Source organism: Sandarakinorhabdus limnophila DSM 17366, assembly GCF_945882885.1.
Lineage (GTDB): Bacteria > Pseudomonadota > Alphaproteobacteria > Sphingomonadales > Sphingomonadaceae > Sandarakinorhabdus > Sandarakinorhabdus limnophila_A.
Genome location: NZ_CAMCWT010000004.1, coordinates 59,597 through 79,153 on the forward strand (window position 1 = coordinate 59,597; position 19,557 = coordinate 79,153).

General features: G+C 66.4%; 17 protein-coding genes. 12 read left to right on the forward strand and 5 right to left on the reverse strand.

Going from position 1 to position 19,557, the window contains the following annotated elements; genetic code table 11:
- Positions 1-55: 55 nt before the first annotated feature.
- From Q7O19_RS01585 to tpiA, 3 genes are all read right to left on the reverse strand, one after another.
- On the reverse strand, positions 56-1,330 hold the full coding sequence (locus Q7O19_RS01585; protein WP_303808253.1) for an MFS transporter: 1,275 nt from the start codon (positions 1,328-1,330) through the stop codon (positions 56-58).
- Positions 1,331-1,342: 12 nt separating this feature from the next.
- Positions 1,343-1,696, reverse strand: a complete 354-nt coding sequence (gene secG, locus Q7O19_RS01590) for a preprotein translocase subunit SecG (protein ID WP_303808255.1) — start codon at positions 1,694-1,696, stop codon at positions 1,343-1,345.
- A gap of 101 nt (positions 1,697-1,797) precedes the next feature.
- Complete coding sequence (gene tpiA, locus Q7O19_RS01595) at positions 1,798-2,529, reverse strand: triose-phosphate isomerase (protein WP_303808256.1); 732 nt, start codon at positions 2,527-2,529, stop codon at positions 1,798-1,800.
- 85 nt (positions 2,530-2,614) lie between these two features.
- Between tpiA and Q7O19_RS01600 the strand changes: the two genes are divergently transcribed.
- From Q7O19_RS01600 to lexA, 9 genes are read left to right on the forward strand one after another with little or no spacing between them, the layout of a single operon-like run.
- Positions 2,615-4,507 (forward strand): peptidylprolyl isomerase, encoded by a 1,893-nt coding sequence (locus Q7O19_RS01600; RefSeq protein WP_303808257.1) that lies wholly within the window; start codon positions 2,615-2,617, stop codon positions 4,505-4,507.
- A 5-nt stretch (positions 4,508-4,512) separates the two neighbouring features.
- The gene (locus tag Q7O19_RS01605) at positions 4,513-6,045 is read left to right on the forward strand and encodes an anthranilate synthase component I family protein (protein WP_303808258.1); all 1,533 of its coding nucleotides are present in this window, start codon (positions 4,513-4,515) and stop codon (positions 6,043-6,045) included.
- An 11-nt stretch (positions 6,046-6,056) separates the two neighbouring features.
- Positions 6,057-6,341 (forward strand): DUF427 domain-containing protein, encoded by a 285-nt coding sequence (locus tag Q7O19_RS01610; protein ID WP_303783421.1) that lies wholly within the window; start codon positions 6,057-6,059, stop codon positions 6,339-6,341.
- Between the two features lie 45 nt (positions 6,342-6,386).
- On the forward strand, positions 6,387-7,001 hold the full coding sequence (locus tag Q7O19_RS01615) for an aminodeoxychorismate/anthranilate synthase component II (RefSeq protein ID WP_303783418.1): 615 nt from the start codon (positions 6,387-6,389) through the stop codon (positions 6,999-7,001).
- Complete coding sequence (trpD, locus tag Q7O19_RS01620; RefSeq protein WP_303808260.1) at positions 6,998-7,981, forward strand: anthranilate phosphoribosyltransferase; 984 nt, start codon at positions 6,998-7,000, stop codon at positions 7,979-7,981. Before Q7O19_RS01615 ends, trpD begins: the two co-directional genes overlap by 4 nt.
- Positions 7,978-8,769, forward strand: a complete 792-nt coding sequence (trpC, locus tag Q7O19_RS01625; protein WP_303808261.1) for an indole-3-glycerol phosphate synthase TrpC — start codon at positions 7,978-7,980, stop codon at positions 8,767-8,769. Before trpD ends, trpC begins: the two co-directional genes overlap by 4 nt.
- Positions 8,766-9,248: a cyclic pyranopterin monophosphate synthase MoaC gene (gene moaC / locus Q7O19_RS01630; RefSeq protein WP_303808263.1), complete on the forward strand. Its 483-nt coding sequence runs from the start codon at positions 8,766-8,768 to the stop codon at positions 9,246-9,248. The genes trpC and moaC overlap by 4 nt, the downstream gene beginning before the upstream one ends.
- On the forward strand, positions 9,245-10,444 hold the full coding sequence (gene glp, locus Q7O19_RS01635) for a gephyrin-like molybdotransferase Glp (protein WP_303808264.1): 1,200 nt from the start codon (positions 9,245-9,247) through the stop codon (positions 10,442-10,444). The genes moaC and glp overlap by 4 nt, the downstream gene beginning before the upstream one ends.
- Positions 10,445-10,488: 44 nt before the next feature.
- Positions 10,489-11,172 carry a transcriptional repressor LexA gene (gene lexA, locus Q7O19_RS01640; RefSeq protein ID WP_303808288.1) on the forward strand — a complete coding sequence of 228 codons (684 nt, stop codon included), beginning with the start codon at positions 10,489-10,491 and terminating at the stop codon, positions 11,170-11,172.
- 54 nt (positions 11,173-11,226) lie between these two features.
- Here the strand turns inward: lexA and Q7O19_RS01645 are convergent, their stop codons facing one another.
- The gene (locus tag Q7O19_RS01645; protein WP_303808266.1) at positions 11,227-12,255 is read right to left on the reverse strand and encodes an amidohydrolase; all 1,029 of its coding nucleotides are present in this window, start codon (positions 12,253-12,255) and stop codon (positions 11,227-11,229) included.
- Positions 12,256-12,445: 190 nt separating this feature from the next.
- Positions 12,446-13,642: a ComEC/Rec2 family competence protein gene (locus Q7O19_RS01650; protein WP_303808268.1), complete on the reverse strand. Its 1,197-nt coding sequence runs from the start codon at positions 13,640-13,642 to the stop codon at positions 12,446-12,448.
- Positions 13,643-14,472: 830 nt separating this feature from the next.
- Between Q7O19_RS01650 and gltX the strand changes: the two genes are divergently transcribed.
- The 3 genes from gltX to Q7O19_RS01665 all read left to right on the forward strand — a co-directional run bounded on the left by gltX (position 14,473) and on the right by Q7O19_RS01665 (position 19,464).
- The gene (gltX, locus tag Q7O19_RS01655; protein WP_303808269.1) at positions 14,473-15,897 is read left to right on the forward strand and encodes a glutamate--tRNA ligase; all 1,425 of its coding nucleotides are present in this window, start codon (positions 14,473-14,475) and stop codon (positions 15,895-15,897) included.
- A gap of 17 nt (positions 15,898-15,914) precedes the next feature.
- On the forward strand, positions 15,915-17,195 hold the full coding sequence (locus Q7O19_RS01660) for a citrate synthase (protein WP_303808270.1): 1,281 nt from the start codon (positions 15,915-15,917) through the stop codon (positions 17,193-17,195).
- Positions 17,196-17,292: 97 nt separating this feature from the next.
- Positions 17,293-19,464, forward strand: coding sequence for a hypothetical protein (locus tag Q7O19_RS01665; RefSeq protein WP_303808271.1), 2,172 nt, complete (start codon positions 17,293-17,295; stop codon positions 19,462-19,464).
- Positions 19,465-19,557 lie beyond the last annotated feature (93 nt).

A 19,557-nucleotide genomic window follows, 5' to 3' on the forward strand; every position in this document is an offset into this window, starting at 1 on the left:
ATGCGCCGATCCGGGTTTAAGCCCAACTGCGGCAGGCCGGCTGAGCCGTTTGTTTTCAATCCGTTTCGATGCGGCTGTTGGCCCGCGTGTCGGGCAGCGACAGGGCGGCCACCAACGCGATGCCGGCCATTAAGGTGACATACCAGAAGAATCCGGATTCAATGCCAGCGCCCTTGAAGGCCAGCGCCACATATTCGGCCGATCCGCCAAAGATGGCGACGCCCAGCGCATAGGGCATGCCGACGCCCAGCGCGCGGATGTGGGCCGGGAACATCTCGGCCTTCACAACGCCGGAAATCGCGGTGTAGCAGGACAAGATGGCCAGGCAGCCAATCATCAACGCCAGGCCCTCGACACCCGGCTTCGCCGTGCCCAGCGCGGTAAGCGCCGGCACCGTCGCCAGCGTCGACATGATGCCGAAACCAACCAGCAGCGTGCGCCGGCCGAGCAGATCGGAGGCCGCGCCGAACAGCGGCTGCATGGCGGCATAGGCCAGCAAGGCGATAGCAGAAGCAGATGTGGCCTCCTGCTTGGTCCAGCCGGCCGACAGCACCAGATATTTCTGCATGTAGGTGGTGAAGGTATAGAACCACAGGCTGCCGCCAGCGGTGAGCGCCAGCACGATCAACAGCTCGCGCGGATGAGCAAGCAGGCGCTGCAGCAGCGTTCCGGGCGGGATCACCGCATTTTCAAAGGCTTCGGTTTCATGCAGCCCGGTGCGCAGCCAGAACACCAGCACCGCGCAGGCCGCGCCGACCACGAATGGAATGCGCCAGCCCCAATCCTTCAGCGCCGCGTCGTCCATCTGCGATTGCAGCAGCACCAGCAGCGCCAGCGCCAGCAACTGCCCGCCCACCAACGTCACATATTGGAAGCTGGCGAGGAAACCCCGCCACTTGGCGCGCGTCACCTCGCTCATGAAGGTGGCCGAGGCGCCATATTCGCCGCCGACGGACAATCCCTGTACCAGCCGCGCCAGCAACAGGATCGCCGGGGCCAACAGCCCGACATCATCGTAAGTGGGGGCCACCGCGATCAGCAGCGAGCCCGAACACATCATCGCGACGGAAAGCGTAAGTGCCGATTTGCGGCCGCGCTTGTCGGCCCAGGCGCCGAGCAGCCACGAACCGATCGGCCGCATCAGGAAGCCGACGGCAAAGATGGCAGCGCTTTTCAGCGCCGCGACAAGATCATCACCCGGCGGGAAAAAACGCGGCCCGAAATAGAGCGCGAAGGCCGAATAGGCATACCAATCATACCATTCGACCAGATTGCCGGCGGCGCCGCCGAAAATTTGGCGCAACTGGCCGGGTTTGCTGTCGCCGGCCACGCGCGAAGCGGATTACTGCGCGACCGGAACGCCGGGCAGGCCCGGCAACTGCGCCGGCGCAGCTGGCGCAGGGGCGCCGGGGGCCGGCGCGATTGGCGCTGTCTTGGCCGCCACGGTGGGATCGATCACCCGGGCCTTGTTGGTGCCGGCGGCCAGCACAGCCAGCAGGATCGACATGACGATGAACAGCGCCGCCAGGATGGTGGTGGCGCGGGTGAGCAGATTCGCCGCGCCGCGCGCCGTCATCAGGCCGCCGCCACCGCCGCCGCCAATGCCCAGCGCCCCGCCTTCGGAACGCTGAAGCAGGATCACCGCCACCAGCGCGAGTGTGATCAAGCCGTGGATGACAAGCAGGAAGGTAATCACGGGCGGGCAGGCTTTCGTTGCGAACGGACAGTATGTGGAGTCGCGCCATACATGGCTTCGCGCGGGTGCGCAATCAAGGCAGCACTTGTCAAAGGGCCGCGTTACGGCGCGGCGGCTGCAATCGCCAGCAGGCTCTGCGCCGTCAGGCTCGCCCCGCCCACCAGCACACCGCCCACATCGGCCACACGCAGCAGATCGCCAGCGTTGGCGGGCGTAACCGAGCCGCCATAGAGGATACGCACGCCGTGGCCGGCCGGGCCGAAGCGGGCCACGATCTGGCTGCGGATATGGGCATGGGCTGTCTCCACATCGCCCAGCGTGGGGGTGAGGCCGGTGCCAATGGCCCACACCGGCTCATAGGCAATGATCAGCCCTTCGGCATCGTCGGGCAGCGAGCCGGCAAGTTGGCTGCTGAGCACGGCTTCGGTCTGGCCGGAATCGCGCTGCACCCGCGTTTCGCCGATGCACAGGATCACCTCCAGTTCCGCGGCGCGGCCAGCCATGGCTTTGGCGCGCACGTCGGCATCGGTCTCGCCATTGTCACGCCGCCGCTCGCTGTGGCCAACGATGACGAAGCCCGCGCCCAGATCAGCCAGCATCGGGGCCGACACGCAGCCGGTATGGGCGCCTTTCGCGTTGCCGTGGCAATCCTGGCCGCCGATCTTCACCGCGCCGGCCGAAACGATCACCGCGCGATCAATGAGCGTGAAGGGCGGCGCGATCCAGATGCCCGAACCTCTCTTGGGCGCGCTGCTGCCAGCCATGGCGGCGATCTCGGCGATATCCTCGCCCAAGCCATTCATCTTCCAGTTGCCAACGATAAGTGCAGGCATTGTCGCTTCTCCACGTTCTGGTGGCGCTTGTGGCAAGCGACACGCGTCGTTACAAGCGGCGCGTTCAAGCCATCACGGATTTTCGATGCTCGCATTTTTTCGCCGTTCGCTCACCAGCTGGCCCGTGCTCGCCCTGTTCGGGTTGATCCTGGTGGCCTTTGCCATCACCGGCGTGAATGATCCGTTGGGCGGCAGCGCGCCGGCAGGTTCAGTGGCCAAGGTAGGCGAGCGCACCATCAGCGAGCCCGATCTGCTGCAGGCTATCGATCGCACCGTGCGCGACCTGCGCCAGCGGGATCCCAACCTCACCCAGGCCAAAGCCGCCCGCCAGGGCGTGGTGGAGCTGATGGCCACCCAGTTGATCGGCCAGACCGCGATGGAAGAAATGGGTGCCGGCGCCGGGCTGGGCGCCTCTGACACCGCGGTTGATGTGGTGATCACCGGCATCCCCGCCTTCCAGAGCGGCGGCAAGTTCGATCAGGCGGCCTATGATCGCGCCCTGCAACAACAGGGGTTGACCGACAAGAAACTGCGCCAGTCAATCGCCCGCGATCTGGTGCGCGAGCAATTGATCAAGCCGATCACCGGCGCGCTGGCCGTGCCTGATGGCGTGGCTGAGATCTATGCCCGTCTGCTGGTTGACCGCCATGAAGGCGCGGTCGCCAGCATCCCGGCGCCGCCGGCCGGCACGCCCACCGCCGCGGAAGCGCAGGCCTGGTACAAGGCCAACAGCGCCCGCTTCACCATCCCGGAACGGCGCGGTTTCCGTTATGCCTTCATCGATGCCGCGAAAATCGCCGCCGGTGTGACCGTGCCAGAAAAGGCCATCGCCGATGCCTTTGCCAAGGATCCGGCCAAATATGGCGCTGCCGCAACCCGCGTGCTGGAACAGGTGGTGGTGCCCGATGAAGCCAAGGCCAAGGCCATCGTGGCCGCCGCCACCAGCGATGGTTTTCCCGCGGCCGCACAGAAACTTGCCGGCTTCGGTGCCAGCGATATCGCGCTCGGCAACCAATCGGAAGCCGGCTTTGCCCGCGCCACCAGTGCAGAAGTGGCCAAGGCCGCCTTTGCCCTGCCGGTGGGCAAAATCAGTGCGCCGATCAAGAGCCAGCTGGGCTGGCACGTGGTGCGCGTGGCCGCATTGGGCAGCGCCGGCAAGACGCTGGCGCAGGCCCGTCTCGCTGTTGAGGCCGAACTGAAGCAGCGCGCCGTTGATGATGCTGTGGCCGATGTTGTCGCCCGCATCGAGGATAGCGTGGAAGCCGGCAAAAGCTTTGCCGATATCGCCAAGGAAGCCTCGCTCAGCATCCAGAGCCAGGCCCCGGTGACCGACAAGGGTCTGGCCCAGGGCCAGCCGCCGTTGAGCGGGGAAATCGCCACCGTTGCGGCGCGTGCCTTCAAGCGTGAGCCGGCCGATGGCCCGGTGGTGGAAGATCTGGGCGGCGGCCGCCTGGTGGTGATCGAAACCGCCACCGTGCTGCCCGCCGCACCGCCGCCGATTGCCGAAGTGATGCCGCTCGCCATGGCCGGCGCCGCGCAGGACAAGGCGATGAAGGCCGCCAAGGGCAAAGCCGATGCGGTGCTCGCCGCGACGAATAAGGGCGTGAATTTCGCCAAGGCCCTCGCCGATGCCGGCCTCGCCCCGCCGCGTCCGCTGAACGGCCGCCGGATCGACATCATCAATCAACCCAACGTGCCCGAAGCCGCCCGCGCCTTCCTGAACGGGGCTGCCGGCAGCACGCAGCTGCTCGCCGGCCAGGGCGGCTGGATCATCGTGCATGTTGATCGCATCGTCCCCGGCGATCCCAAGACGCAGGCCGGCCTGATCGAGGCCAGCCGTCGCGAAGTGGGCAGCGCCCTGCCCGGCGAAATGGCCGAAGGCTTGGCCAAGGCCAGCATGGCCGCCGTTGGCGTGGACAAGAACGATGCCACCCTGAAGACCCTGCGCACCCGCCTGTCGGGCGACGGCTTGCAATAAGGCTGATGGCCAGCCCCGCATCTGACCGGCGCATCGCTCCCGACCGTACCAGCGCCTGTGCCGCGCTGGTCGCCGGCCGCCCGCAGTTGCTCTGGACCCGCATCGTTGCCGATACCGAAACACCGGTTTCGGCGATGCTGAAGCTGGGCCGCGAGGGATCGGGCGCGTTCCTGCTGGAATCGGTGGAAGGCGGCAGCGTGCGTGCGCGCTATTCACTCCTCGGGCTGGATCCTGATCTGGTGTGGCGCGCGCGCGGCAACAGCAGCGAAATCAACCGCAACTGGCGGCAGGATCAGACAGCGTTTGAACCTGTTGCGGGTGACACGCTCACCGCTCTGGGCGCGCTGGTGGCCGAAGCCCGCGCCGATGTGCCGGCGGAGCTTCCGGCGGCGCTGGCCTGCCTGGTCGGCTACATGGGCTATGAAACCGTGCGGCTGGTTGAACCCAGCGTGCCCGATGCCGGCCCGTCGGCACTGGGCCTGCCCGACATGGTCTTCGTGCGCCCCACGTTGTTGCTGGTGTTCGACCGGTTGAAGGACGAATTGTTCATCGTCGCGCCGATCTTTGCCGCTGCCGATCCGGGCGCCGCCTGGGATGCCGCCGCCGAGTGCATTGTAGAGACGGAGCGCCGGCTGGCGCAGGCACTGCCGCTGGCGCCGCGCCCACCCGAAACGCTGCCCGAAGCCAACCCGCGCCACCACACCGACAAGGGCCGCTATGCCGCCATGGTCGAGAAGGCCCGCGACTATATCCTCGCCGGCGACATCTTCCAGGTCGTGCTGTCGCAGCGCTTCTCGGTGGATTTCCCGCTGCCGGCGTTCGATCTTTATCGTGCCTTGCGGCGCATCAACCCCTCACCCTTCCTCTATTTCCTTGATCTGCCCGGCTTTGCGCTGGTCGGCTCCTCCCCGGAAATTCTCGTTCGCGCACGTGGTGGAGACGTGACCATCCGGCCGATCGCCGGCACCAGACCGCGTGGGCGTGATGCCGCCGAAGACGCCGCCAACCGGGAAAGCCTGCTCGCAGATCCCAAGGAATTGTCCGAGCATCTCATGCTGCTCGATCTGGGCCGCCACGATACCGCGCGCGTATCGGTGCCCGGTACGGTAAAGGTGACCGACAAGTTCTTCGTCGAATTCTACAGCCATGTCATGCACATCGTCTCCAACGTGCAGGGCCGGCTGGCAGACGGGGTCGATGCGGTTGCCGCTCTGCTCGCCGGGTTCCCGGCCGGAACGGTGTCCGGCGCGCCAAAGGTCAGGGCCATGCAGATCATCGCCGAACTGGAAGGCGCTGCACGCGGAGCCTATGCCGGCGGTGTCGGCTATTTCAGCCCGAATGGCGACATGGATAGCTGCATCGTGTTGCGCACCGCCGTGGTGAAGGATGGCGTGATGCACGTGCAGGCCGGCGCCGGCATTGTCGCCGATAGTGTCGCCGAGTATGAACAGCGCGAATGCGAAGCCAAGGCCGGGGCGCTGATTGCCGCCGCCCGCGAAGCGATAGCAACGGCTGCACAAGCCGGGTTCGGACAATAGGAGTTCAGGGCATGGCACGCGCCGAATGGAATGGTCAGGTGATCGCGGACACGGCCGACACTGTGGTCGTCGAAGGTAATCACTATTTTCCGGCAGACGCGGTGAACCCTGCGCTGTTGAAAGCCAGCGCCACCACCAGCGTGTGTGGCTGGAAGGGCTTGGCCAATTATTACACGCTGGTTGTCGACGGGGCCGAAAACCCCGATGCCGTCTGGTATTATGCCGATCCCAAGCCGCAAGCCGCGCACATCAAGGGCCGGCTGGCGTTCTGGAAGGGTGTCAGAGTCACGGGGTGATGGTTGGCAGATGACGGGGCTGCCCCAAATCGCTAAGGCCGGTGCATGACCATTCTTGTAATCGACAATTACGACAGCTTCACCTTCAACCTCGTCCATTATTTGGCCGAGCTGGGGGCGGAAACCATCGTGGTGCGCAACGATTCGCTGAGCACACAGGATGCAATGGGGATGCGCCCAGAGGCCATCCTGCTTTCGCCCGGCCCATGCACGCCCAACGAAGCCGGCATCTGCCTGGCCCTGATCGAAGCCGCAGCCGAGACGAAAACCCCGCTGTTTGGCGTGTGCCTTGGTCATCAGGCGCTGGGCCAGGCCTTTGGCGGCATCGTCGAACGCGCGCCGCAGGTGATGCACGGCAAGGTGAGCCCGATCACCCACGATGGCTCAGGCGTGTTTGCCGGCATCCCCTCCCCATTCGAGGCGACGCGCTATCACAGCCTGGTGGTGCGCGAAGCCGGCCTGCCGGCCGATCTGGTGGTCAATGCCCACAGCCCCGATGGCCTGATCATGGGCATGCACCACCGCGAATTGCCGCTGCACGGCGTGCAGTTCCACCCCGAAAGCATCGCCACCCAGCACGGCCACCGTCTGCTGGCCAATTTCATGACTCTGGCCGGGTTGAAGCCCGATCTTTCGCCCATGCTTTCTGCAACGGCATGAGCCTGCTGCCTGATCCCACCCGCCCCCTTGACGAAGGCGCGGCGGCCGAAGCCTTTGCTGCAATCTTCGACGGCAAGGTGGCTGATGAAGCGCTCGGCCTGTTCCTCACCACCTTGGCGGATCGCGGCGAAACGGTTGGCGAAGTGGTCGCCGCCGCCCGCGCGCTGCGTGCCCGCGCCATTCAGCCGTTCCGCGCCGCGGGCGCATTGGACGTGTGCGGCACCGGCGGCGATGGCATGCACAGCCTCAACATCTCCACCGCCGTGTCGCTGGTGGTCGCCGCCTGCGGGGTGAAGCTGGCCAAGCATGGCAATCGCGCCGCCTCCTCCACCAGCGGCGCCGCCGACGTGCTGATGGTGCTGGGCGTGCCGGAACTGGCGATGGACCGGCTTGGCCCGTGCCTTGATCGGGTCGGCATCACCTTCCTCCACGCCGCCCGCCACCACCCGGCGATGGCGCGCGTGGCCCCGGTGCGCAAAGCGCTGGGCCGGCGCACCATCTTCAACCTGCTGGGCCCGCTGTGCAATCCGGCCGGGGTGGACCAGCAATTGCTCGGTGTGTTCGCGCCAGGCCCGGTGCCGCTGATGGCCGAAGCGCTGCAGCATCTGGGCAGCCGTGCCGCTCTGGTGGTGCACGGCCAAGGCTTTGATGAAGTGGCGATTTCGGGTGAGACGAGCGCAGTGGCTCTGGCTGGCGGTGCGCTGACCGCGCGTTGCATCGTCCCCGAGGACGCCGGCCTGCCCCGCCACCCGAACGAGGCGCTGAAAGGCGGCAGCCCCGACTATAACGCCGAGCGGCTGAAAGCCCTGCTTGCCGGCCACGCCGACGCCTATCGCGACATGGTGCTGCTCAACGCCGCCGCCGCCCTTACCGTTGTGAGACCTGGCCTCACGTTGCCGGAAGCGGTATCGCAGGCCGCTGCCGCCATTGACAGTGGCGCTGCCGCTGACATCCTCGCCCGCTGGATCGCTTTTCGATGACCGACACGCTCTCGACCATCGTCGCCCACAAGCGCGACCTTTACGCCGCCCGCAAAGCGCAGGTGGCGATGGCTGATGTCGAGGCGGCTGCCCGTGCCGCAGGTGCCCCGCGTGGTTTCATCAAGGCGCTCCATGCCGCCCATGCGGACGGCCGTTACGCCCTGATCGCCGAGTGCAAGAAGGCCAGCCCGTCCAAGGGCTTGATCCGCGCAGACTTCGATCCGGCCAGCCTTGCCCGCGCCTATGAAGCCGGCGGCGCCGCCTGCCTGTCGATGCTGACCGAAGAACGCTGGTTTCTGGGCAGCGACGACTATCTGGTGGCCGCTCGTGCCGCCTGCGCCCTGCCCGTCATCCGCAAGGATTTCATCGTTGATCCTTATCAGGTGGTCGAAGCCCGTACGCTGGGCGCAGATGCCATTTTGCTGATCATGGCGGCGCTGTCGGACGCTCAGGCCGCCGAACTGGAAGCGGTGGCGATGGCCTGGGGCATGGATGTGCTGATCGAAGTGCACGATGCTGAAGAGCGCGACCGCGCGCTGTTGCTGAAGACGCCACTGCTTGGCATCAATAACCGTAACCTCAAAACGTTAGAAGTAAGCCTTCAGACCAGTTTTGAACTGGCGAACACGATGGGCAAGACGCTGGTGGCCGAATCCGGCCTGTCCTCCAACGCTGATCTGGCGGCGCTCGCCGGCGTAGGCATCCGCACCTTCCTTGTCGGCGAAAGCCTGATGCGGCAGGCCGACGTGACTGCCGCCACCCGCCAGTTGCTGGGCCTCGCCGCGTGAGCAAACTGACCCACCTTGATGGCAGCGGCGCCGCGCGCATGGTGGATATCAGCGCCAAGCCCGCGACCCGGCGTGAGGCGACGGCGGAAGGCTTCATCCACGTTGCAAAGGACGCGCTGCAAGCTATTGCAGAACAAGCGGTGAAGAAAGGCGATGTGCTTGCCACCGCCCGCATTGCCGGCATCATGGCGGCCAAGCGTACCGCCGATCTGATCCCGCTCTGCCACCCGCTGCCCATCGATGCCGTCAGCCTTGATCTGGCCATCGAGCAATCAGGGGATTTTGGCGGCATCCGCGCCACCGCCACCGTGGCCACCACCCATGGTACCGGCGTGGAAATGGAGGCGCTCACTGCTGTCTCTGCTGCCCTGCTCACCGTTTATGACATGGCCAAGGCGCTCGACCGCACGATGCGCATCGACGGCATCCGCCTGCTGAGAAAGTCAGGCGGGCGTTCAGGTGATTTCATCGCACAATGAGTGATTTGCTGCCCTTTTCGGCAGCGCTGTATCAGCTGCTGGCTGGGGTTGAACCACTGCCCGCCGAGACGCTGCCGCTTGATGCCAGCGCCGGCCGTGTGCTGGCCGAACCGGTCACCGCCCGCCTCACCCAGCCGCCGTTCGATGCCGCCGCGATGGATGGCTATGCGATCCGCTGGGCCGATCTTCACCTGCCCTGGCGCGTGGTGGGGGAAAGCGCCGCTGGCCATGGCTGGGCCGGCACGCTGGGGCCCGGCGAGGCGGTGCGGATCTTCACCGGGGCACCGCTGCCGGCCGGGGCGGATGTGATCGTGGTGCAGGAAGAAGTGGCCCGCGATGGCGACACGGCGCGGCTCAACGGCGAAGGCCCGACGCGCATTGGCGCGCATATCCGGCCGGCGGGTCAGGATTTTGCGGCCGGCGGCATGCTGTTGTGTGCCGGAAAACGGCTGACGCCTGCCGGCCTGGGACTGGCCGCTGCCGGCGGCTGGCGGGCGCTGCCGGTGGTGCGGCGGCCGCGGGTGACGCTGATCGCGACGGGTGATGAGCTGGTGTTGCCCGGCGAAATTCCAGGGCCGGGGCAGATTGTTTCGTCCAATCCGGCCATGCTCACAGCCCTGCTGCGCAGCGCCGGAGCCGACGTGCATGATCCGGGCCTGATCCCGGATGACCGCGCCGCGCTGGCCGCCGCGCTGCAGGCTGCGGATGCCGACCTGATCATCACCATCGGCGGCGCATCGGTGGGCGATCATGATCTGGTGGTGCCGGTGCTGCGCGAGTTGGGTGCCGATATCGATTTCTGGAAGATCGCGCTGCGGCCGGGCAAGCCGCTGCTGGCCGGGCGGCTGGACGGAACGCGGGTGCTGGGTTTGCCGGGCAATCCTGTATCGGCCTTCGTGACCGCGTTGCTGTTCGCGGTGCCGCTGGTTTCCCGGATGGCGGGGCGAGCACATGATTTGCCGCTGGAGACGCTGCCGCTCGCCACCCCCCTGCCCGCCAACGGTGCCCGCCGCGATCATCTGCGGGCGCGGCGGACGCCGGCCGGTGCTGAGCCGTTCGCCCGGCAGGACAGTGCGCTGCTTTCGCTGCTCGCCAGTGCCGAGTTGCTCATCATCCGCGAGGCGGACGCCCCGGCGGCGGCGGCAGGCGAATTGGTTACCTGCATTGCGCTTGACATGTTCCATTCTGTTTTCTAGATGTTCTTCCCATGTTCCGTTTTGGCGGCATGGGAGTGAAAGAGATGCTCACCCGTAAGCAGCAGGAATTGCTCATCTTCATCGATGAGCGGTTGAAGTCCGACGGCGTGTCGCCTTCCTTCGAGGAAATGAAGGAAGCGCTGAACCTGAAGTCCAAATCCGGTGTGCACCGCCTGATCAACGCCCTGGAAGAACGCGCCTTCATCCGCCGCCTTCCGAACCGCGCCCGCGCACTAGAAGTGCTGCGCCTGCCCGAGGCGCTGAAGATCGAAAAGCCGGCCCTGACGCTGGTGGCCAGCCGTCCCGCACCTGCCCCACCCGCCGTTGCCATGCTGGCCGCCAACGACACAATCACCGTTCCATTGCATGGCCGCATCGCCGCCGGTCTACCGGTGGAGGCGCTGGAAAGCGACCGCTCGCTTTGCGTGCCGTCGGCGCTGCTCGGCCCCGGCGATCATTATGCGCTGGAAGTGTCAGGCGATTCGATGATCGAGGCTGGCATCCACGATGGGGATTATGCCCTGATCCGCCGCTGCGACACGGCGCGCGATGGCGATATCGTCGTGGCGCTGATCGACGATTCCGAAGCGACGCTGAAATATCTGCACCATGAAAAGGGCCTGATCCGCCTTGATCCGGCCAACAGCAGCTATGAACCGCAGCGCTATCACCCGGAACAGGTCCGCATCCAGGGCAAGCTCGCCGGGCTTCTGCGCCGCTATCACTGAGCGCATCAATCCTGATCCCGCGTAACGCCCGCCCTCACCCGGCGGGCGTTGTCGTTACAGGCTGAGGCGATAGACGCGGGCGGCGGTGCCGCTGAACAGGGCGGTCTTCTCGTCCTCGCTGGCGGCGGCGCTGACCAGTTTGAAGGCGTTCCACAGCGTGGCGTAATCGCAGGTGCCGCGATCGACCGGGAAATTGCTTTCGAACATGCAGCGATCCGCACCGAAGGCGGCAATCGCGGTTTCAATCCAAGGGCGCCATTCATCGGCCAGAGCCTCTGCCGTGGCCATCGGTTCGGCCATGAAGCTGGGAAAGCCGCCGAACGGCATCGCCAGCCCGCCCACCTTCATCACCACGTTGGGGCAGCCCGCCAGCGCCTTGATGTTGCCGGCCCATTCGGCAAAATCCGCATCACGCCGGCCAGCGTAAGACGCGGTTCCCAACGGTGTGGCAAGGTGATCACAGATGATGGTGAGTTCCGGCAGGGCGCGGGCCATGGCGATGAGTTCGGGCAACTGCGTCGCCAGCAGCCAGCAATCATAGCTGAGACCCAATGCGGCCAGTTCAGCCAGACCGGCGCGGAAAGCCGGATCAGCCAGCAGGCCGGGCGGGTTGCGCTGCAGGATGCCGAGCACGTCTGGATCCGCATCCCACGCCGGGGAATGGCGGATGCCGCGGAAGCGCGCCGGGGCGGCGGCCAGGTGCGCCTCCAGCACCGGGCGCACGGCGGCGCCCAGGGTGAGATCGGCATGGCCAACAATGCCGGCGCAGGCGCGGGGCCGGCCATAGAGGCCCGACGCGCTCATCGCCGCGATTCCGTTGACGAATTCCGTTTCGCCCACGCTGCGCAGTTCCGCCGGGCCATCGCCGCGATAGAAGGCGCCGCATTCCAGGAACACGGTGGCGATGATGTTGTGCCCGGCTCGCATATCGGCATTCAACTGATCGAGCAGATAGAGCGGACTGAGGCTGATCGCCTTTTCAAACGGGTAGGCGCCGGGTGCCGGCAGCGGAAAGATGCGCCGATCCCACAGATGGTGGTGCGGATCGATGATCGCGCGTTCCGGATCGATAATGTCGGCCATGTGAGTCTCCCCTTCACCAGCATCATCACTCACCAGCCAATCGGCAAGCTCGCACTGTTCAGTGGGGCCGCCACGGCCGGTCGCCGGCCGCATCGGCGGCGGTTGTCACCCGCCGCGCATCCAGCCAGATCGCCACGGCCCCGGTGTGCGCCAGCGCGGCGGCATCCAGCTTCAGCCAGCGCGGCTGGCATCAATCCGGCAGGCGGCGATCGGAAACGACGAGATCGGCTGCGGCACAGGCCGGGGCAAAGCGATCACGCGGGATCAGGCTGCGGCCGGTGGTGGCCAGCACACGCCAGCGCCGGCCATCCCGTTGCACGTCGGCGACACAGCTTTCCGCCGAACAGCGCGCCAGCGGCAGCGTGCCCAACCAGACGGCGCTGGCCGGATCGCTGCCCACCGCTTCCGCCCAATTGTCCATCAGGAAATCACCAACGCGTTCACGGGCATGCGCCAGGCGGCGATCGGATAAGCGCAGCGCCAGATGGCGGCCGTCGCTGCTGACCAGCACATCCGGCACAGCCGCTGCCCACCCCACCAGCACCGCGCCGGCCAGCGGCGCCAGCCCCAACCAGCGCGCGCGGGTGCGCCACAGCGCCAGCCACAGGCCACCAGCTGCGCCCAGCGCGAACGCCGGCCCGGGTATGGCGGCGCTGGTGATCACCGCGCCGGGCAGTGATGCGGTGAGATCGGCCAGCACGATAAGCTGCTGCATGGCCCAGCCGGCCAGCGGCCACAGCCAGCCAAGGCCAAGCGCTTCAGCCAGCATGGCCAGCATCAAGGCCGGCATCACCACAAAACTGGTGTAGGGAATGGCGATCAGATTGGCGGCGATGCCGTACAGCCCGCTGCGGCCGAAATGATAGAGGCCGATGCCCGACAGCGCCAATTCCGCTACCAGCCCGGACGCCAGCAGCGACGCTGCCGCGCGGGCAGGCCATTTCCACCAGGGTTCATCCTCCCGCACCGCCGTCAGCCATTTGCCCAGCCGGCTTTCATACAGGGCGACGATGCCGATGACGGCGGCGAAACTCATCTGGAAGCTGGCCCCCAGCAGCGCTTCGGGCCGCACCACCAATATGGCGAAGGCCGCCGCCAGCAGCCGCAAACTCAACGCCTGCCGGCCCAGCATCATGCCGACGACGACGATGCAGGCAGCAATCACCGCGCGCACCGTGGGCACCTGCGCGCCGGCCAGCAGCGTATAGGCCAACCCCGCCAGCGCGCCCGCCGCCAGCGCCAGCGCCAGCGTGGGCACCGGCACCCGCAGCACCAGCCACGGCCACAGGCCCAGCAACCAGCGCATCAACAACGCGACACTGCCCACCACCACGGCAATGTGCAGGCCCGAAATAGAGAGCAGATGCGCCAGGCCCGCATCGCGCATGGCCTGTGCCGTGGCCGGCGGGATCGCCCCCTGCCCAGCCGATGACGAAGGCGGCAGCAACCGCGCCCGCCTCCCCCGGCATGCGGCTGGTGATCAGCGCCTGCAGGCGGCCACGCTCATCGGCCAGCCACAGGCCCGGCCCTGGTGGTGGCGCGGCCACGATCGCGACCTGTCCCAGCGCCACGCCGGTGCCGCCGATGCCATCAAACCCGGCGCGGCGGGCCAGATCATAGCCTCCCGGTACCGCCATGCCCGATGGCGGGGAGAGCAGCGCCCGCGCCGAGATGATGGTGCCGGCGGCGACCTGGGGCTGCTCACCGCGCAGGCGCAGGCGTAAACGCTGTGTGCCGCCGGGCAGGCTGTGGCCAGCGGCCGGCACCAGCACCAGGCGCTGATCACCAAAGGCCAGCGGTTCGGCACTTTCCACCCGGGCGGTGACGGTGACGAACACCCGCCCGGCCAGCACCGGATGATGATTCAAGGCGACGCGCAGTTCGGAGACGCCCAGGCCGGCCAGCAGCAGCAGCGCCATCCAGGCCAGCGGCCGCAGCCCGGCCAGTAGAAATCCGATGGCCAGTGCAGCGGCCGCGCACGCCGCCGCCTGCCGCCACGGCGCCCACGGCAGCACAAACCACAGCGCGATGCCGGCCGCCAGCGCCACCGGCAGCCACAAGGGCAGATGCGCGCGTTCGGCATCCAGCCAGCGGTGCCAGCCGGCGATCAGCGCCTGCACCGCGGTTTGTTTCTCTTCGATCCTTCTGCTAACCACCCGCGCGTTCTGTGTGCCCTCCCGGCCACGACCCTGAAGCCCTTGATTGGATGAAACGCGCATGAGCGCAACACAGGATTTGCCCGGCAAGGTCGTCACCCGCTTTGCCCCCTCGCCCACCGGTTTCCTGCACATCGGCGGCGCCCGCACCGCGCTGTTCAACTGGCTGTTTGCCCGCCACCACGGCGGTGAATTCCATCTGCGCATCGAGGATACCGATCGGGCGCGCTCCACCGAGCCGGCCATTGCCGCCATCCTCGATGGGATGACCTGGCTGAACCTGAATTGGGATGGCGAGGTGGTCTACCAGTTCAGCCGGGCTGCCCGCCATGCCGAGGTAGCGCACACATTGTTGGCTGCGGGCCACGCCTATCGCTGTTATGCGACGCCCGAAGAGCTGACCGCCCTGCGCGAGGAGCAGCGCGCCGCCAGGCAGCCAATGCGATACGACGGGCGCTGGCGCGACCGCACCGATTGGCCAAACGATGCCGATTATGTGATCCGTCTGAAGGCGCCGCGTGAAGGCAGTGTCACCATCGACGATCAGGTGCAGGGCCCGGTGACGGTGAACAATGCCGAGCTGGATGATTTCGTGCTGCTGCGGTCGGACGGTACGCCCACCTATATGCTGGCCGTGGTGGTGGACGATCACGACATGGGCGTGACGCACGTGATCCGTGGCGATGATCACCTGAACAACGCCTTCCGCCAGCTGGCGCTGATTCGCGCCATGAACTGGCCGGAGCCGGTTTATGCCCATATCCCGCTGATTCACGGCGCTGACGGCGCGAAACTGTCGAAGCGGCACGGCGCGCTGGGCGTTGATGCCTATCGCGACGAATTGGGCCTGCTGCCAGAAGCGGTGGAAAATTATCTGCTGCGTCTGGGCTGGGGCCATGGTGATGCCGAAATCATCACCCGTGAAGAAGCCGTGCAGTGGTTCGAACTGGCCGGGGTGGGTCGGTCGCCGTCACGCTTTGACATCAAGAAGCTGGAAAACCTCAACGGGCATTATCTGCGTGCCGCCGATGATGGCCGGCCGGTGGCGTTGATTGCCGGCCGGGTGGCTGCGGCATTGGGCCGCGAATTGACCGATTCCGATACAGCGCTTTTGCAGCGCACCATGCCGGAGTTGAAGAAACGCGCCAACAACCTCAATGATTTAGCAGCCAGCAGCCTTTTCTATCTTCGCAGCCGCCCAATCCCCATGGACGAAGGCGCTGCCAAGCTGCTAGCGTCTGCGACACCGGGGCTGCTTGACCGCGCCCGGGCACGATTCGCTGCCCAGGATGACTGGACGGCTGCCGCACTGGAACAGGTGGCGCGTGAACTGGCGGAAAGCGAAGCGGCCAAGCTTGGCCAGATCGCCCAGCCGTTGCGCGCAGCTGTTACCGGTTCGGCGCAATCGCCCGGATTGTTCGAGGTTCTCGAAGTGCTGGGCAGGCAAGAAGTGCTGGGGCGGATCGACGACGCCCTGGCGGGTTGAACGAAGGGAAGACTGCCATGACGGCCACGATCGGAATCGACGGAAAAAGCGCGGAATATCCGGTGCACCAGGGCAGTATTGGCCCGGAAGTCGTTGATATTCGTAAGCTTTACGCCAACACCGGCCGCTTCACCTTCGATCCGGGCTTTACCAGCACCGCGTCGTGCGAATCCAAGATCACCTATATCGATGGCGATGAAGGTATCCTGCTCTATCGCGGCTATCCCATCGAGCAGCTGGCCGAACAGTCGAGCTTTCTGGAAGTCGCGCATCTGCTGCTGAACGGCGATCTGCCCAATGCGGAACAGAATGCCGAATTCACCCTTAACATCACCCGCCACACCATGATTCACGAACAGCTGGCGACCTTCTATCGGGGTTTCCGGCGCGACGCCCACCCGATGGCGATCATGTGCGGCATCGTGGGTGCGATGGCGGCCTTCTATCACGACTCGACCGACATTCATGATCCGCAGCAGCGGGTGATCGCCTCGCACCGGATCATCGCCAAGATGCCGACTCTGGCGGCGATGGCCTATAAATATTCGATCGGGCAGCCCTTCCTCTATCCCGATAACAGCCTGAGTTTCGCCGGCAATTTCCTGCGGATGACCTTTGGCGTGCCGGCCGAACCCTATGTGATCGATCCGGTGATCGAAGACGCGATGGAAAAACTGCTGATTCTGCAGGCCGATCACGAGCAGAACGCCTCCACCTCCACCGTGCGGCTCGCCGGTTCGTCGGGTGCGAATCCGTTCGCCTGCATTTCGGCCGGCATTGCCTGCCTGTGGGGCCCGGCGCATGGCGGCGCCAACGAAGCCGCACTGAACATGCTGCGCGAAATCGGCACGCCGGATCGCATTCCGGAATTCATCGCGCGGGCCAAGAACAAGGACGATCCGTTCCGTCTGATGGGCTTTGGCCACCGCGTGTACAAGAATTACGATCCACGCGCCAAGGTGATGGCCAAGGTCGCCAAGAACGTGCTCGACAAGATGGGCATCAACGATCCGATCTTCGATGTTGCGCGTGAACTTGAACAGATCGCACTCAACGATCCCTATTTCATCGACAAGAAGCTTTACCCCAACGTCGATTTCTATTCGGGCGTCGTGATGTCGGCCATTGGCTTCCCCACGTCGATGTTCACCGTGCTGTTCGCCATCTCGCGCGCGGTCGGCTGGATCGCGCAGTGGACCGAGATGATGGAGGATCCCGATCAGAAGATCGGCCGTCCGCGCCAGCTCTACACCGGCCACACCCACCGCGATTATGTGCCGATGGGCCAGCGTGGTTGAGCCTTGGGCTGATCACCCTATCGGAATCTTGTGGATAGTTCGGTGAAAAGGGGCTGCCGGCTTGAACGGCGGCCCCTTTTCCTGTTTGTGCTTTTCCATGGGTGATTTTCTGGCTCCTCCTGAATCGCGCCGCTGGCCCTGGATCCTTGCGATCATCGCCAGTCTGGCCTGGGCCGCTGCCATCATTGCCACCTGGGGCACCGCCACCGGCGCGATTGCCGTTTCGGCCAAGCTGCAGCCGCTGCTGCTGATGCTGGCCGCGCTGGCCGGGCCAGTGGGCGTGGCGCTGCTGGCCGCCGTGCAGTTGCGCGATGCCGGGGCTGTGAACGCCGCACGTGCCGCCATTGCTGATGCGCGCGCTTCCCAGGCCGCCGAGTGGCTGGAGCACAGCGCCGAATCCCTCACCCGGCTGGAAGAACAGCTGGCCGCCGCCACCGCGCGCATGGCTGAGATGGAAGCACCAGTGGCCAGCCACAGCAGCGCCATCGCCGGCGTGGCCAGCGCGCTCGACAGCGCCAACGATCGGCTGTCGGCAACGGTGGCCAAGGCCGTCTCTGCCAGCACGGATTTCGCCGGCGCTGTCCCTGTCGCCAGCAGCCAGGCCGAAGCCTTGAGCGAGCTGATGACCCGGGTGGACAACCAGTTGCGCAGCCAGTTGGCCGAAACCGAAACCCTGCTGGCGAGCCTCTACACCCGCGCCAGCGAAGCCGAAGCCGAAGCCCGCGCCGCCGCCCAGGCCAGCCGCGGCGAGATCAATGCGCTGGCCCAGGCCAGCCAGTCCGGTCTTGAAGCCATGGCCAGCGCCGCCGCCCAGGTGCGCGAAGCGGTGGAGACACCGATCGGCGCGCTCAACGCGGCCATCGACGATGCCTTCACGCGCACGAGCCTCTCGGTCGAGCAGACCCGCGACGCCGTGCACGCGCAAACCAGCGCGATGCTGGCGAGTGTCGATCAGGCCCGCACCGCGCTGGCGCACATTGGCGGCGAAGGCGCGCGGGAACTGGATGAACGGCTCGCCAACCTGCAACTGCTGGCCAGCAAGATCGAGGTGAGCGGCCGCAATGCGGCGGCGCTGGTGGACGAGCTGGGCAGCCGGGTGGAGTCGCTGGAAACCCGGCTCGCCGCCGCCATCGCCAACAACAGCGAGGCGCTGTCCGGCCTTGATGCCCGCCTGGCTGCCGCCAACGTGACGGTGGCCGGCTTCACCGCGCCGCTGGGCGACGCCGATGCCGCGCTCGCCGCCGTGCAGCTGCGGCTGGAAGCCATGGGCAGCGAAGCCGGCCGCACGATTGCCCTGTTCGAAGCCCAGTTGCCGGCTGGCGAGAGCCAGGTGAGCGCGCTGCGCGGGCAGATCGCCGGGCTGGAAGCGCAACTGGCCAACATCAAGGAACAGGCCGCCACCCTGGCCGAGCCGCTGGAAACCAGCAGCGCCACGCTGAACGACGCCAGCAACCGCCTGACCAGCGCCCGCGAAACCCTGACCGCCACCACCGACGAACTGGCCGACGCCATCGCCCGCGCCCAGGAACAGATGCGCGCGATGGAAGACGACACCAGCCGCCTGAGCCTGACGGCATCGGGCGACCTGATCGAAACGTTCGCGCGCGTGCGCGAGGTGGCCGACAATGCCGCAGGCGCGATGCGCACAGCGCTGGCCGGGGTGATCCTCGAAGCCGAGGAAGCGCTGGACAGGGCCGCCATCAGCCGCACCGAAGCAGCGTTCGCCGCGCCAATCCGCGATCGCATCGAAGAACTGATGGAATTGCAGGGCCGCGCCGGTGAATCCGCCCAGGCCGCCGCCGAACGCGTTGCACAGCGCCTGGTCGGGCTGGCCCGCACCCTTTCGGATGTGGAAGCGCATGTGGACGCGGTGGAAACCCGTGCCGAAGTGCGCATCCGCAACGCCCTGGGCCGCCGCGCCAACGGCCTGATCGACAGCCTGCAATCCAGCGCCATCGATCTGGCCAAGCTGCTGGATTACGATATCGACGACAAGACCTGGGCCGATTACGCCGCCGGCGATGCCAGCGCCGTCGCCCGCCGCCTCGCCCACGGGCTAGACAGTGGCGCCGGCCGCCAGTTCGTGCGCCACTACACCCACGATGCCGAATTCCGCGCCGAAGCCAGCCGATACCTGCAGGAGTTCGAATCGCTGGTCGCCGATGTGGTGCCGGAACGCGGCGGCGAGGCATTGGGAGCGACTCTGCTGTCGTCCACTTTGGGCAAGCTGTATCTGGCCATTGGCCAGGCCGCCGGGCGATTTAACTAAAAGACGCCTCCGGCGGGCAGGGGCTGAGCCCCTGCACCCACTTTCGTTTTCGGGCGGCCCATCATACGCCGGCATGATGGCTACCGTTGAAGA

Bases quoted from the DNA above. Each gene is read 5' to 3' on its own strand.
- tpiA (WP_303808256.1), bottom strand. From the start codon at position 2,529: ATGCCTGCACTTATCGTTGGCAACTGGAAGATGAATGGCTTGGGCGAG.
- Q7O19_RS01600 (WP_303808257.1), top strand. From the start codon at position 2,615: ATGCTCGCATTTTTTCGCCGTTCGCTCACCAGCTGGCCCGTGCTCGCC.
- Q7O19_RS01605 (WP_303808258.1), top strand. From the start codon at position 4,513: ATGGCCAGCCCCGCATCTGACCGGCGCATCGCTCCCGACCGTACCAGC.
- Q7O19_RS01610 (WP_303783421.1), top strand. From the start codon at position 6,057: ATGGCACGCGCCGAATGGAATGGTCAGGTGATCGCGGACACGGCCGAC.
- Q7O19_RS01615 (WP_303783418.1), top strand. From the start codon at position 6,387: ATGACCATTCTTGTAATCGACAATTACGACAGCTTCACCTTCAACCTC.
- trpD (WP_303808260.1), top strand. From the start codon at position 6,998: ATGAGCCTGCTGCCTGATCCCACCCGCCCCCTTGACGAAGGCGCGGCG.
- trpC (WP_303808261.1), top strand. From the start codon at position 7,978: ATGACCGACACGCTCTCGACCATCGTCGCCCACAAGCGCGACCTTTAC.
- glp (WP_303808264.1), top strand. From the start codon at position 9,245: ATGAGTGATTTGCTGCCCTTTTCGGCAGCGCTGTATCAGCTGCTGGCT.
- lexA (WP_303808288.1), top strand. From the start codon at position 10,489: ATGCTCACCCGTAAGCAGCAGGAATTGCTCATCTTCATCGATGAGCGG.
- Q7O19_RS01645 (WP_303808266.1), bottom strand. From the start codon at position 12,255: ATGGCCGACATTATCGATCCGGAACGCGCGATCATCGATCCGCACCAC.
- Q7O19_RS01650 (WP_303808268.1), bottom strand. From the start codon at position 13,642: ATGCGCGATGCGGGCCTGGCGCATCTGCTCTCTATTTCGGGCCTGCAC.
- gltX (WP_303808269.1), top strand. From the start codon at position 14,473: ATGAGCGCAACACAGGATTTGCCCGGCAAGGTCGTCACCCGCTTTGCC.
- Q7O19_RS01660 (WP_303808270.1), top strand. From the start codon at position 15,915: ATGACGGCCACGATCGGAATCGACGGAAAAAGCGCGGAATATCCGGTG.
- Q7O19_RS01665 (WP_303808271.1), top strand. From the start codon at position 17,293: ATGGGTGATTTTCTGGCTCCTCCTGAATCGCGCCGCTGGCCCTGGATC.